This is a genomic window from Phytopseudomonas argentinensis, from assembly GCF_900113905.1.
Lineage (GTDB): Bacteria > Pseudomonadota > Gammaproteobacteria > Pseudomonadales > Pseudomonadaceae > Aquipseudomonas > Aquipseudomonas argentinensis.
Genome location: NZ_FORC01000004.1, coordinates 432,999 through 445,783 on the forward strand (window position 1 = coordinate 432,999; position 12,785 = coordinate 445,783).

Here is a 12,785-nt window from a genome sequence, read left to right on the forward strand (position 1 = left end):
CACCTCAGAGATTGGATTGATGCGGGGTCACCCGCGTCATGTCGCTCAGAGGCGAATGCTCGAGGCTCGAGGCCTTCACATGATTCAACGTCCCGCACCGGGAACATTTGATCTGGAGCTCAGTAAACGCGCCCACTCGGGCGAGTAGTCGTTTGCAATTGCCGCAACGGCATTCATTCAACATCTGCATAGCCTTTTAGTTTCTGCTAGGCTCGCCCCGCTCTCGCGAGAGTGAGGGGGCCTTGGCTGGCTTGCAGTGCACGCTGCTGGTTGGCTGCCCTTGCCGGTGTTAGCGCACCGGCCTGGGTAGCCCTCTCTTTACCGTACAAATGAAAAAGCCCCGATCATGTCGGGGCTTTTTTTTTGGCCACAGAAATCAGGCGGCCAGGAACGACAAAGCCCAGCGCTGGGGCTGGGCTTTCGATTGATCATCCTACACACGCAAGATCGGCAGGATGGGTAAATATTCGGCCACGCGGCCATCGAGTGTCAAGCGCAATTTCCGGACAGCACACCCTCCCGATCAAGAATGTTCTCAGCCGCCACCATCGCCTCAGTCACGAGACTCTCCAGCACCTCATTGATGCCCTGCCGCCAACGCCTCCGTGTCCGCTCCGGCCGCGCCTCCGGGTCCCAGCGGTTCAGGTCGTAGAACTGCTCGGGAAGCACGATCATGTCGACGGAGCGCTTACCGGCTGCCCCCTTCATTGGCGGAATGGCCCAAGCGGTGACAGCGTTACCAATGAACAAACGCGGCGCATGGGAAGCCACCACCGGTACCAACGCACTGATCGCCTGCACCTTCCGCCCTTTGTGCGTGCTGTATTTCGCCACCAGGGCGTTCCAGTGGCGCGGGATCAGCTGGCTGTGCAGCCGGGCGAACACCCAGCAGTCGGCCTGCATGCGATCCGAGGCCGACACGCCCGAACCAACCCGTACCGTGTCCAGGTCGATCAGCTTCTGCCAGGCCTGCTTACTCGTGTTGTCGATGCATTCGGCCGCCAACGCCGACACCACCGCGCTTTGTACGCTTGGATAGATCATCGCCCTCCCCCCTCAACCATCGCCACTGTCGGCGCGCTCGCCAGATACGCCTCGATCACCTTCATTGCCTCGTCCATCCCCCGGCACACCACGCCCTTGTAGCCCTGCTGCTGGACGTCGTGCAGGAATGCCCGCTGCGTTTCGCTCAGCGCGGCGCTGTGCGGCGCCGCGGCCTTGAACTCGATGTACAGGCCGAAGAACCCGCCGCGGGCCATCGGCAGCACGATGTCGCTCACCCCTGCCTTCACGCCCTGCACCTTCAGCTTGGCGGCCACAGCCTTCACACGGTGCCCACCGTTGGGCACGTGATACGCCAGGCCGGCGGCCACCGGGTGGCGAACCTGCAGCCAGCGGAACAGCGCGGCCTGCTCCATGCCCTCGTAGTCGACTGCCGGGCGCCGCGTGCTCGGTTTCGCCAGTTGCCACTTCTTGATCGGTTGAGCCACGGTCAATCCCCCGAGTAGTGCGTGCCGCCAGGGCCGCGTGTGTTGGCTTGCTGGTAGCGCTCGGCATCGCCGGCAATGGCCTGGCGGGTTGGGCGCGGCGCACGGCGCTCGGCGGCGGTCAGCTCCTGGCGCAGGTAGGCGATCGCCTGCTCTGGGCTCATCGCCTCGCCGCCGGCCAGCACCACACCGGCGCCGTTGCAGGCCACGCAGCCGTTCCGGTGGTAGATGCCCCGGTACTCGCCGGAACCCTGGCAGATCTCGCAGCGCTGGTGCTGCTCGGCGTTCACGCGCATGGGCTCACCCCTATCGCAGTCCAGCATGAACCCTCCTCAACCTTGAACGTGACGTGCATGCCTGGACTTACGCCCATCAGATGCTTCCGGCATACCCCGCCAAGGCCACGAGATACGTAGTGGGCACAATCACCACACACGCGATCATCGACATCGAAGCGCTTCTCGCCGCAGGTGGTGCACCACGAGCCCTTCTCGCCTTCGCGGCCCTGGGTAACGAAACACCGGTCACAGGCCATTTTTCACCCTCCCCACGTAGAAATACCGGAAACGGCGCTATCGCCCGCTGCTTCTGGCTTGCAGTCATTTTTAAGAAGTGCAGGAACGGCCACTTTTTGGCCGTGTGCATCAGCAAAGCCGCACTCGTCGAGGCGTGCATGCCATCGCTCCAGTGCCTCGCGGCGACGGTCCATTGCGTCGCGGGTCAGGTAGGTCTCGGTGGTCACGCCCAGGGCATGGTTGATCAACAGCTCGCCCACCATGTGATCGACGCCGATGTCCGCCAGGCTGGAGCGCATCAGCTTGCGCAGGTCGTGGCTCGTCCACTGCCGGCCGCTCACCTCGCGCATCAGGGCGTGGCCGCTGGTCAGCGCCATGCCGGCACCACCGCGCACCGGGAACAGCCATGCAGTCTTCAAGCGAGCATCCGGCAGCGCGGCGCGGTACCGGCGCAACAGACCCAGCACCTGGGTGGTCAGCGGCAGGACATGCTCGCGGCGGCTCTTCGTGTTCGCCTCGGGGATTACCCACACCCGCTCATCCAGCGACACATGGCCCCAGCGCGCCCCCAGCGTCTCGGCGATGCGCGTGCCGTGGGCCAGCATCATCAGCGGCAGCATCCCCTTAGCCGGCTCCGCGTTGAACACGCTCACCAGGTGCTGCACCAGCTCGGCCAGGTCAACCCGCGACAGTGCTGCCGGCTTCGGCCGCAGCTTGCCCTTGTAGAAATCCCGGAAGGTCGTGCCGGCCAGCGGGTTGCTGTCCATGCGCTTTTGCGTCTCGGCCATTGCGAACGCCTGGCGCAGGCCCTGCAACGCCTTCTGCACCGTGCGAGGCGCCAGCTCCTGGTGCATCGGGAACACCAACTGGTCGTCCAGCGTCACGCGGTCGACCTTGCGCAGCGCCACCTTGCCCACGCGCGGCAGCACGTGCTTGCGCATCAGGCAGGCCATGCTCGCCCGGTACTTCTCGCTACGCGTGCGGTCACCCTCGATACGCGACAGCCACCACTCGACCACATCGCCAAGGGTGCGGAAGCCTGGTTTCTTAGCCATCAACGGTTCTCCTGCTCGGCGCGCATCGTCCGGATCTGATCCTGCAGGGCGTGAATCTGCCCGATCAGCGCCTTCGCCATCTCGATAGGATCGCCGAACATATAAATCTCGAGATCGACGTAACGACTGGCCGCGTCAGTCCAGATGCGGCCCCCCGGAAAGTCCGGGTCCTCCTTGCGCGGAGCAGCCTTCGCCAGCGCCAGCAGATCCTCGATTGTTGGGCTGGCCATCAGCGAGCTCTCCTGGCAGCACGATCCGCCTCGATTGAATCGGTTGCGCCGAAGGCGGTCAGGCAGTACACGAAAGGCACGCTCTCGCCCGGGCGAATCACCGCCACCCGGGCATGCTGGTAGCGGCAGCTGAAAAGCACGTAGCCATCGGGCGTGCGGTAGCAGTGCTGGCGGCGCGGGACGATGCGGATGCGCAGGAGGTCAGCCATTGGCGGTGCCATCCTTGGAGACGAACCTGCGACCGTAACCCTCACCATCGGCTTCAACATCGCCGCGGGCTGTCATCTCATCAATCAACCGGCAGGCGCGGTTGAAATTGATCAGAAACATTCTCTGCAAGCGTGAAGGCCCGAATCGATCCTCTCCTACAGCTCGGCGTACGGAGTTCAGCAACGAGGAATAGGCGTCAGCGCCAACGCGGGCATCAGCCCGCAGCAGATTGACATCAGCTAGCAGCTTGTCGCGCTCCGTCTTCAAGTCGCGCATTGCACGCGTCTCGGTCTGCTGATGCATGCGGTACAGGCCTTCGAGAGATTCCGCATAATCCAGCAGCTCCAGCACCGAGGTGGGGTTGGCGGCAGCCATGAATCTCGCATTTGCACGGCATGTATCATCCGAAACAAGGCAGTTCGAAAAGGCCTGGCCAATGCGGCCGCCATTCTCGTGAGCGACGAAGTGCCCCACCACATTGCCGTGCTGGTTCGTTTCGTCACCGTCCGCCAACCACGCGCCCTGGGTAGCTTGTTGCGCCAAACGCCGCAGCTCCTGTCGATCAACTTCTCTCATCGCCTCGCCCCCATCGCCCGTTTCAACCCACCGTCCTGCAGCACCAAGCGGTAATCGTTACCGCGCTGCACCTTGATCACCCGCTTACCCATCTGCTCCACCCGGAAGCCCACCAGCAGCAGCTGCTGCAGGGCCTGGGCCTGCGCACCGGTCATGCCACACCTCGCCGCGCGCTCTGCCAGTCGAACACCACCACCACCCCGCCGCCCTCGCGCAGCCGGTCGACCGTGCGGTCGCCCAGGGCGCCGGCCAGGGCCTCGGCGAACAGGTTCGAGATCACCAGCGTCGGCTTCATCTCCTCGTAACGGGCGTTGATCACCTCGAACATCACCATCCGCTCGAAGTCCGTGCCGTAGCTCGCGCCCACCTCGTCGAGAATCAGCAGATCCGGCGTGCGGAACACCTCGATCGCCTCCCGCTCACTCTGCTGCGCCTCCTTGCCGTAACTCGCCTTCACCTGCTGGCACACCCGCGAAACGGTCGTGTACAGCACGTTGCGGCGGTGCTCGACCATCACCACATTCGCAATCGCCGCCGCCAGGTGCGTCTTGCCGTTGCCCACGTGGCCCAGCAGCATCAGGCAGCGCGCCGCCGCTGCATTGGCCGGGAAGTCAGCGGCGTAACGACGTGCGGCAGCCAGCGCCACGCGCTGGCCATCAGTCGCGGCCCGATAGTTCTCGAAGGTCTTGGTCTTGAAGCGCAGCGGAATCAGCGCCTGGCCCAACTGCCGCTCGAGGCGAGCCGACACGGCCTGGCGCTGCTGTTCGTCGCGCTCCATCGCCTCGGCAACGGCCTGGGCTTGACGCGAACACTCCGGGCAGCCGGATAGCTGGCCCTCGCGCAGCACCGTCGCGATGTAATCGCCATGGTCCGGGCACTTGGCCGGCTGGGTACCGGATATCCCGGCGGACTGCTGCAGGCGCGCCAGGCTTGCGCCCAACGGGTTAGAGCTGGAACGTTCCATCGGCATTGGCCTCCAGGCCGGCATGTGGGTCTTGGTTCGCCAGCCCGGTGTGCTGGCTAGTGCGGCCAGGGCGAGCGCCCGACGTGGCAGCGGTGCGCACGGCATTGCGGTGGATCGACGCCACCAGCTCGCGGCACCAGCTGCCTTGGTTGTGCGACGCGTCGCGGGTCATCCAGTACGACACGAACTCCGCGATGGCCTGCTTGGTCACCTGGTCAGCAGTCACGCCGATCAGCTTCAGGTGCGGTGCAATGCTCACCTCGTCGGGCGCCCAGCCCTCGAACATCTCGAACCGCTGTCTGGCCTCGATTCCCGCTATCGGGGCCGGCGCCTGTTGTTGTTGTTCTTTATCTCTTCTCTTCTCTTCTTTAGGTAACGCATCTGCTAACGGCGGGGTAACGTTCGCAGCGTTACCTTTGCCGTTAGTTTTCTTGTGGCTGGCCACGCGCAGGGCCGTGAGAGAGCGATTCTTGGCGGTCTTGCCGTTGTGCCGGTCGAAATTCGGGATGCTGATCACCCCATCCGCCTCGATCAGCCAACCGACCGAAACCATGTGATCGCAGAAACCGATAACGCCAACCAAACGATCCAGTAACTTTTTAGTAACGCTCGGAGCGTTACCTTGCTCGGTCTGTTGGTCGAACCAGCCCCAGACGCGCAGCAGCTTGCCCACCACCGCATCCAGGTCGATGTTTGCCAGGTCAGCGATCTGGCAAACCTCCGGCTTGTCGAGAGTGGCCAGCTCGAATTTGATCCAGTCACCGGCCATGGCTATCACCACGCGCCACGAAATACGCAACGCCAAAACGTGGCGCGCCACATCCTGTGTTGCGGGGGAAAAGAGAAATGCCCATAATCAGGCCTCGTGATGTTGCGTTACATGGAGCCCGGTCTAGCCACCGGGCTTTTTATTGCCCGCGATTCGGGCACTGTATAAATCCCCATCCCTTCCATCCGTCTGCCGCCTTGGGCATTGGCTCGGTAGGATGCGAATCGTGGTCAGGCGACGGCCTTCTCGCTGTCGTCGACCTTCAGCGCTCCATCAGTGATCCGCTCAAGCTCGTATTGGCGAAGAGGCGGAACGCTCACCCACTGCCGGACCGCTTCGTAAGAAACGCCCAATGCCTTGGCGAGAGACTTCATCGAACCGTAATGCTCGATTGCTTGTGCTTTGGTCATGGCGACCTCCCATTGCCCTGTCGCAATTCAAGCATGCTTGTATTTATTAAACAAGCATGCTTGGGAAGCAACCTTGTAAATTCCGCCAATGAAAATTACCGACCGCATCACTCAACTCGTTCTCGCCAGGCGGCCCTCCATCGGCGCCCGTGGCGTTAAGCGCGATATCGCCAACACCTGCGGCGTTAGCTACGAAGCCGTGCGGCAGTGGTTCGCCGGTGACACAGGCAACATCAAGAACGAGAACCTGGCAGCGCTGGCCGAGGGATACGACACGACCGTCGACTGGCTGCTATCGGGAAAGGGTGAGCCGCCACGCCGTAAGCAGGCGTCCGGGGCTGCGGAGAAGGTGCTGCAGATGCTGCAGGGCAAGAACCTGCGGCCGGATCAGCTCGAACGCTTGGAGAAATCAGTCACCGATACCCTGAACGACACCTACCCGACCTCGGCGCCAGCCGATAACGTCATCGTGGCCGACTTCCACCGCCGGCCAACCTTCGGCGACGAGATCCGCATCGCCCACTACGACGTCCAGGGCGCCATGGGTGGCGGCAAGGTGGTGCACGATTTCCCCGAGATGTTCCGCGACGTGACGGTCAGCCAGCAGCACCTGCGCGAGCTCGGCGTCACCTACAAGGACCCGGCCCACCTGAAGCTGATAACCGGTGCGGGCCAGTCGATGGCGCCGACCATCCAGGACAAAGACCCGATGATTATCGACGCCAGCGTGCGCGAGTTCACCGGAGACGGCATCTACGCCTTCGCCTGGCAGGGCCACTTCTACATCAAGCGCCTGCAGGTCGCCGATGCCGAGCATTTCGAGATGATCTCCGACAACCCGCAGCATAAGGATCGGGTGATTAAAGCAGAAGAGGCATTCATACAAGGAAGGATTTTGCTCGTGTGGAATGCCAATCGACTCTAATCCTTGCTAAATACCCAGTCCCAATAATTTAATCAATAGGCCACATGGATGTTTACCACTGTTCTTGAAAAAATCCGAGCGAGCGGATTTAGTGGGCGGGAAGGATTGTTTACCTGGATATCCAGATCTCTGGACAAATCCTTATTCATATTATTCAACGTAACTGGGACTGCTTTATTCGCCCTGGGCGGAGCATTTGCTGGAAATTATAATATGCAAGAAAGCTGGCGAGCCGCCGATGGTGCGTCAGCTGTAATTGGATTTCTTCTTACCAACCCGTATTTGGCAATTATATTTGGAATACTTCTAGCTCTTGCTGGCGGATATGGGATATACAAGGACCAAAACCGGCTACAAAGCAGGCTAGAAAGTCAAGTAGCCGACCAACACAAGTTGGAGCTGGATCATACCAACTCAATCATAGAACTTTCAGCAAAAATCGAAGTTGAGCAGAATCGCGGGACTCAGCTCCGGGCTGATCTTGACACTTCACTTCATGAACTTGAGAGAGTTAAGTCCCGGCTACTCGAGCTTCACAAAGAGCTAATTCAGAACTCACTTAAACATGCGTCAATACACCTATCATTCGGCACATTTGAAAGAATAACTCTTTTCAATGAGTATCAAGAAGAGCTTCACGTGATTGGCCGCTACTCACAAAACCCTATTTACAACAAAGTAGCCCGGAAAAAATTCTCTGTTAACCAGGGAATAATTGGAATCGCTTGGAGGCATAATAGTTTTGAGGAACAACACTGCCCTGACGGCCTGGATGATGATCAAAAATACTGCGCATATATTTGCGAAAAATATCACATGCATGAATCAGATGTTAATAGATTAAGAATGAAGAGCTGCCGATACATGGCATTCGCGGTAATGTCGGCAGGTTCTCATAAAGGTGTTATAGTATTCGAAAGCATTGATCCTGGCTTCTTCCAGAAGAGAGTAGATCTTAAGGCTGACATAAGTAAATATTTCTATGAATATCAGGGTATGTATGCCGCTTACATACAGGAAAGCCAAAGTCTGAATCGCGAGCTCATGGCAAGAGAAAGAATGCATGGGCCATCTATCGAGGATGAGCTTAAAAAGGGTTTAACAAATGGATAGATTACAAAACATAGTAGCCTACCTTTGTAATAATTATCCATACCCTGGCGAGCTATCGAAAGCCAGACTAACTAAGCTAGTTTATCTAGCTGACTGGATATCAGCACTATCTGACAACCAACAGCTTACAGATATACGGTGGATTTTTAATCATTACGGGCCATATGTCGAAGACATTATTTCCTCTACAAGATCCTCACCTTTGTTCAGAGTTGAAAACAGTGTCAATGATTATGGAGCAAGCAAGCAGCTGATTAAGTACATCGGATCGCCTTGGGATATAAGCGTAACTCACAGAGACTCTGAAATAATGGATTTTGTTATCAAAAAAACAAAAACATTATACTTCAATGACTTTATTGACTATGTGTACTCTACATATCCAATAACATCGAGCGAGAGGTACTCTGAACTTAATTTAGTCGAGCTTGCAAGACGCTACAGAAGCTCAGATAACTCTTGAAAAAGCCCGGCCACCAGCCGGGCTTTTTCATTCCCCCTGCACTTCCCCTCCATGCCGCCGGTCTACCGATCACCTCACCCCAGGAGCTGATCATGTGCGGCCGCTTTGTCCAATCGCTATCCCCTGCCGAATACGCCCAGAGCCTGAACCTCGACCTGTTCGATAGCGCGCCCATTGGCCGCTACAACGTGGCGCCCACCACCGGCGTGCACGTCATCCATCAGGTGGGTGATCGCTACCGTGATTCGGTGGTGCCTTGGGGCTGGAAGCCGCACTGGGCAACTGGCGGGCGACCTGGCCCCATCAACGCCCGGCTGGAAACGGTCGCCACCAAGCCCTTCTTCCGGCCGATCTGGAAGAGCGGCCGCTGCATAGTCGGTGCTGACGGCTGGTACGAATGGAAGACGGACCCGGACGACAAGAAGCGCAAGCAGCCCTACTTCATCCGCCTCAAGTCCGGCGAGCCGCTGCTGTTCGCCTGCATCGGCGAGCTGCCTCGCGGCGATGACGAGCCAGGCGCCAGCGACGGCTTCGTGATCCTCACCGGGGCCGCCGATGCCGGCCTGGTCGACGTGCACGACCGCAAGCCGCTCGTGCTATCGCCGGACTTCGCCCTGAGCTGGCTGTCCGGCGAGACCTCCGCGGACGATGCCCTGCACATCGCCGAGCACCAGGAGCTGCCCGCCGAGGCCTTCGAGTGGTACCCGGTCAGCCGGGACGTCGGCAATGTGCGCAATAAAGGCCCGCACCTGATCGAGCGGATCGACAACCCGCTGCTATGACTGCACGCGCATCAGCTGGTCGAGCCGCGTTGTGTAGCTCTGGCTCAGCATCTCCTGCTTCATAGCCCATACCGGCGAGGCTGGCACGCATCCGGGCCGCAGCGTGCCGCGACCCCAGCGCGCGTTGATGCTGTCCAGCACGCCCATCACCTTCTGCGTTGCCGCCGGCTGCACCGGGGCGAACAGGTCGTCGGTGTACTCTCCTCGCTGCCGCAAATCCAGCAGCAGGATCTCCGCCTTACTGAACGCGAAGCCATGCTGGTAAAGCGCTTCCAGCCCATCCACCGCTGCCTTCGTGATGATGCGCGTGTCATCGGTTGGGTAAGGCAGCTCCATCACCTGGCCGCGGGCGAACTTCGGCTCTTTCGGGTTGAACATGCCGGTGCGAATGCTCACCCGAACGCGCTTGCAGGTAGAACCCTGGGCACGCAGCTTCTCGCAGGCCCGCGCAGCATAGGTGGCGACCGCCTCACGGATCGGCGCCAGCTCTTTCAGCCGAATGCCGAACATACGGCTGCAGCAGATCTCTTGCTTCGGCGGCGCCGCGTCTTCCAGCTCCAGGCATGAGGTGCCGCGCAGCTCCCGTGCCGTTTTCTCCACCACCACGCTGAACTTCGAGCGCAGCGTCCAGGCGTCCGCCTGGGCCAGGTCCCATGCCGTTTTGATTTTCATGGCGTGCAGGTGCTCGGTCATGCGCCGGCCAATGCCCCACACCTCGCTCACCTCCACCGCGCGCAGCAGCTTGTCGCGCCGCTCCGGGTCGAGAATGTCCACCACTCCGCCCGTCTGCCGCTGCCAGCGCTTGGCCGCGTGGTTCGCCAGCTTGGCCAGCGTCTTGGTTCCGGCGATGCCGACACCGGTCGGGATGCCCGTCAGCTTCAGCACCTGGGCGCGCAGCGTTCGCCCCAGCGCTTCTAACTGCCCGGGCGGTATGCCGGTCAGCTCGGCGAACGCCTCGTCGATGCTGTACACCTCGAGCGCCGGCACCAGGCCCTCGATCACAGTCATCACGCGCTGGCTCATGTCACCGTACAACGCATAGTTCGAGCTGAACGCCAGCACCCCCTTCTCGCGAAGAAAGTCCTCAACCAGGTGGTAGGGCTCCCCCATCTTCACGAACGGCTTTGCGTCCGCGCTACGCGCGATGATGCAGCCGTCGTTATTGCTCAGCACCACGATGGGCGTGCGCTGCAGGTCGGGCCGGAACACCCGCTCGCAGCTTGCGTAAAACGAATTGCAGTCGACCAGCGCGAATACCCGTTCAGTCATCGTCGTGGCACCTCACGCTGAAGCGCACCACACCCCAGATCGCCAGTTCATCGCCGTCCAGAACGTAGCGCGGCGCGTATTCCGGATTCTCCGAGCGCAGCACGATCTGGTCGCTCTCCCGGCAGAAGCGTTTAGCGATCGGCTCCCCGTTGAGGGCGGCGACCACGATCTGCCTGTGCTTGGCTTCGGCCGAGCGATCCACCACCAGCAGGTCACCGTCGAAGATGCCGGCGCCCTTCAAGCTCTCCCCGCACACGCGCACCAGGTAGGTGTGCGGCGCGCGAAGCTGGAACAGCTCGTCGAGTGAGATCTCCTGCTCCAGGTGATCCTGTGCCGGGCTGGGGAAGCCAGCCGGCACCTTGAACGAATACAGCGGCAGCTTGGCGCCCGGGGCGAACGCCCCACCAACCACTTTCACGCCATCGATAATTGCCATTTCAATCGAACCTCGAAGCAGGCGCCGTTAGAACGGTGCCGCCTCCTCCTCAGCCTCAGCTGCACCGCCCTCTTCCCTGTCGAACACCGCGTCCATATCGCCTGGCTTCTCCCACTGCAGGATCACCGACCCCTCGTCGTCGAAATCCATCTGCAGCCCGTCCGTCTCGGCCAGCAGATCCATGATCGTGCCCCAGGCCTCGTCGTTGTCCGTGTCCAGCCGGTGAATGCGCACTCGCCTGCCCAGTTGCGCAATAGGCGAATTGATCATCGCCGACACCCGCAACCCCAGTATTTCCGAGCCCGTCAGCGGCTCCTGTTCGGTTCTCAACATCACGTTTTGCGCTGCCATAAACACCTCCCCGGTGTACTGTATGAACATACAGTACTAACATTTAAAACAAGCTTGCTTGCATTCAATGCACAAGCATGCTTTTATATTTGCAAGCCCGCTTGTATTGCCGGGCACGCCGCAAGGCACCGCTCTTTAACAACCAGCGCCATGAACAGCTAGCCGGGCAACCGGCGAGGCAGCCCCGGCCATCACCTGTGGGGCGACAGAAAGTCAGGTGAGTAACACACCGCAGCGCGCGCCAGCGACCGGCGTATTGCAGCAGAGCCAACAGAGGGGCCGAGCCGCAAACGAGGTGCAGACCGAACCGCGCGAATGACCTGGCAGCGCTGCGCAGCAACACCCGATTTCACTGGCTGGCCTTCCACCGAGGGCCAGACGGGAAATCAACCGAACAGCAAGGAGCGGGACATGAGCAAGCAGACACTGGAGCAGCTACTGGTCGAGCGCGTAACGGCATTCGCAGAAAGCGGCAAACCGGCAGAGATCATCGATGAGCACGTGCAAGTGATGTTCACCAAGGTCATCGATAACTGCTTTGGCCGTTACGGCGACATGGGCAAGCAGGTCGAAGAGGCAATCAAGGCCGCGCTGCCGGCCAACCTCGGTTCGGTATTCGAGCTGACCCGATACAACGCCATGGTCGCCAAGGCGCTGCAGGAGCGCTGGGAAAATAGCGGGGTCGAGGCGGACATGGTGCGCCGCGCTCAAGAATCGATCGACGAGGTACTGAAGAAGGATCAGATGCCGGAATTCATCAGCCTCCACGATCTGATGGAAGCGTTTGTCGAAGAGCACAAAGAGAGCGCCGCTGAAAATCACTGGGAAGCGCCGGATATCCGCTTCCAAGAGTCCGAATACGGTGGGCTGCACATCTACTTCGACAAGCAGCCAGATGAAGGCATCTCCCGTGGCCGTAGCGAGTACAGCCTGGATAACGCCATTCACATCTCCTTCGACCTCCGTACGCCCGAGCGCGACGAGCGCGGCAACAAGATCGGTTCTGTTTATGCCGCGCGGCTCGATGGCGACAAGATCGGCCAGGTCATCAAGTTCCGTTCGAAGTTCGACAAGCTCGTCGCTGCCCTCTACTACGGGGCCAGCAAGGTTGTCGTCGATTGCGACCATGACGATTTCAGCTACGGCATCTACGACTGATCTAAACGCAACGTGCGCGGCCCAAATGGCCGCGCCATCCACTCCGAAACCGCATCGGCCAGCCGCCAAGCC

At 60.3% G+C, this 12,785-nt stretch carries 20 protein-coding genes; 5 read left to right on the forward strand and 15 right to left on the reverse strand.

Annotated features, from left to right (window positions below; genetic code table 11):
• Window positions 1-4: 4 nt before the first annotated feature.
• The 12 genes from BM154_RS19780 to BM154_RS19830 form a co-directional block, all read right to left on the reverse strand.
• Window positions 5-190: a Com family DNA-binding transcriptional regulator gene (locus BM154_RS19780; RefSeq protein ID WP_074888239.1), complete on the reverse strand. Its 186-nt coding sequence runs from the start codon at window positions 188-190 to the stop codon at window positions 5-7.
• 299 nt (window positions 191-489) lie between these two features.
• Window positions 490-1,044: a hypothetical protein gene (locus BM154_RS19785; RefSeq protein ID WP_074888242.1), complete on the reverse strand. Its 555-nt coding sequence runs from the start codon at window positions 1,042-1,044 to the stop codon at window positions 490-492.
• On the reverse strand, window positions 1,041-1,418 hold the full coding sequence (locus BM154_RS19790; RefSeq protein ID WP_083414619.1) for a VRR-NUC domain-containing protein: 378 nt from the start codon (window positions 1,416-1,418) through the stop codon (window positions 1,041-1,043). Before BM154_RS19790 ends, BM154_RS19785 begins: the two co-directional genes overlap by 4 nt.
• Before the next feature lie 74 nt (window positions 1,419-1,492).
• Window positions 1,493-1,810, reverse strand: coding sequence for a hypothetical protein (locus BM154_RS19795; RefSeq protein WP_074888247.1), 318 nt, complete (start codon window positions 1,808-1,810; stop codon window positions 1,493-1,495).
• Between the two features lie 215 nt (window positions 1,811-2,025).
• Window positions 2,026-3,057 carry a tyrosine-type recombinase/integrase gene (locus tag BM154_RS19800; protein ID WP_074888249.1) on the reverse strand — a complete coding sequence of 344 codons (1,032 nt, stop codon included), beginning with the start codon at window positions 3,055-3,057 and terminating at the stop codon, window positions 2,026-2,028.
• A complete protein-coding gene (locus tag BM154_RS19805; RefSeq protein ID WP_074888252.1) occupies window positions 3,057-3,287 on the reverse strand; it encodes a hypothetical protein in 231 nt (76 codons plus the stop codon). Before BM154_RS19805 ends, BM154_RS19800 begins: the two co-directional genes overlap by 1 nt.
• Window positions 3,287-3,496: a hypothetical protein gene (locus BM154_RS19810; RefSeq protein WP_074888255.1), complete on the reverse strand. Its 210-nt coding sequence runs from the start codon at window positions 3,494-3,496 to the stop codon at window positions 3,287-3,289. The genes BM154_RS19805 and BM154_RS19810 overlap by 1 nt, the downstream gene beginning before the upstream one ends.
• A complete protein-coding gene (locus BM154_RS19815) occupies window positions 3,489-4,073 on the reverse strand; it encodes an ead/Ea22-like family protein (protein WP_074888258.1) in 585 nt (194 codons plus the stop codon). Before BM154_RS19815 ends, BM154_RS19810 begins: the two co-directional genes overlap by 8 nt.
• Window positions 4,070-4,228, reverse strand: a complete 159-nt coding sequence (locus tag BM154_RS24220; RefSeq protein ID WP_167364711.1) for a hypothetical protein — start codon at window positions 4,226-4,228, stop codon at window positions 4,070-4,072. Before BM154_RS24220 ends, BM154_RS19815 begins: the two co-directional genes overlap by 4 nt.
• Window positions 4,225-5,037, reverse strand: a complete 813-nt coding sequence (locus BM154_RS19820) for an ATP-binding protein (protein ID WP_167364712.1) — start codon at window positions 5,035-5,037, stop codon at window positions 4,225-4,227. The genes BM154_RS24220 and BM154_RS19820 overlap by 4 nt, the downstream gene beginning before the upstream one ends.
• Entirely contained in the window at window positions 5,018-5,806 is a 789-nt protein-coding gene (locus tag BM154_RS24225; protein ID WP_074888263.1) for a DnaT-like ssDNA-binding domain-containing protein, read from the reverse strand. The genes BM154_RS19820 and BM154_RS24225 overlap by 20 nt, the downstream gene beginning before the upstream one ends.
• 230 nt (window positions 5,807-6,036) lie before the next feature.
• Complete coding sequence (locus tag BM154_RS19830; protein WP_074888267.1) at window positions 6,037-6,216, reverse strand: Cro/CI family transcriptional regulator; 180 nt, start codon at window positions 6,214-6,216, stop codon at window positions 6,037-6,039.
• 88 nt (window positions 6,217-6,304) lie between these two features.
• Between BM154_RS19830 and BM154_RS19835 the strand changes: the two genes are divergently transcribed.
• From BM154_RS19835 to BM154_RS19845, 4 genes are all read left to right on the forward strand, one after another.
• Entirely contained in the window at window positions 6,305-7,141 is an 837-nt protein-coding gene (locus BM154_RS19835; RefSeq protein WP_074888270.1) for an XRE family transcriptional regulator, read from the forward strand.
• Between the two features lie 48 nt (window positions 7,142-7,189).
• Window positions 7,190-8,254 (forward strand): hypothetical protein, encoded by a 1,065-nt coding sequence (locus BM154_RS24020; protein WP_139225491.1) that lies wholly within the window; start codon window positions 7,190-7,192, stop codon window positions 8,252-8,254.
• The gene (locus tag BM154_RS24685) at window positions 8,247-8,717 is read left to right on the forward strand and encodes a Panacea domain-containing protein (protein WP_074888273.1); all 471 of its coding nucleotides are present in this window, start codon (window positions 8,247-8,249) and stop codon (window positions 8,715-8,717) included. Before BM154_RS24020 ends, BM154_RS24685 begins: the two co-directional genes overlap by 8 nt.
• Before the next feature lie 92 nt (window positions 8,718-8,809).
• Window positions 8,810-9,499, forward strand: a complete 690-nt coding sequence (locus tag BM154_RS19845) for an SOS response-associated peptidase (RefSeq protein ID WP_074888275.1) — start codon at window positions 8,810-8,812, stop codon at window positions 9,497-9,499.
• On the opposite strand, the gene umuC is transcribed toward BM154_RS19845, so the two are convergent.
• From umuC to BM154_RS19860, 3 genes are read right to left on the reverse strand one after another with little or no spacing between them, the layout of a single operon-like run.
• Window positions 9,494-10,768: a translesion error-prone DNA polymerase V subunit UmuC gene (gene umuC / locus BM154_RS19850; RefSeq protein WP_074888278.1), complete on the reverse strand. Its 1,275-nt coding sequence runs from the start codon at window positions 10,766-10,768 to the stop codon at window positions 9,494-9,496. The two genes, BM154_RS19845 and umuC, sit on opposite strands and share 6 nt — an antisense overlap.
• Complete coding sequence (locus tag BM154_RS19855) at window positions 10,761-11,204, reverse strand: LexA family protein (protein ID WP_074888281.1); 444 nt, start codon at window positions 11,202-11,204, stop codon at window positions 10,761-10,763. The genes umuC and BM154_RS19855 overlap by 8 nt, the downstream gene beginning before the upstream one ends.
• A gap of 27 nt (window positions 11,205-11,231) precedes the next feature.
• Window positions 11,232-11,555, reverse strand: coding sequence for a DUF1654 domain-containing protein (locus tag BM154_RS19860; protein WP_074888773.1), 324 nt, complete (start codon window positions 11,553-11,555; stop codon window positions 11,232-11,234).
• Between the two features lie 411 nt (window positions 11,556-11,966).
• On the opposite strand from BM154_RS19860, the gene BM154_RS19865 reads away from it, so the two are divergent.
• Window positions 11,967-12,713, forward strand: coding sequence for a hypothetical protein (locus BM154_RS19865; RefSeq protein ID WP_074888283.1), 747 nt, complete (start codon window positions 11,967-11,969; stop codon window positions 12,711-12,713).
• Window positions 12,714-12,785 lie beyond the last annotated feature (72 nt).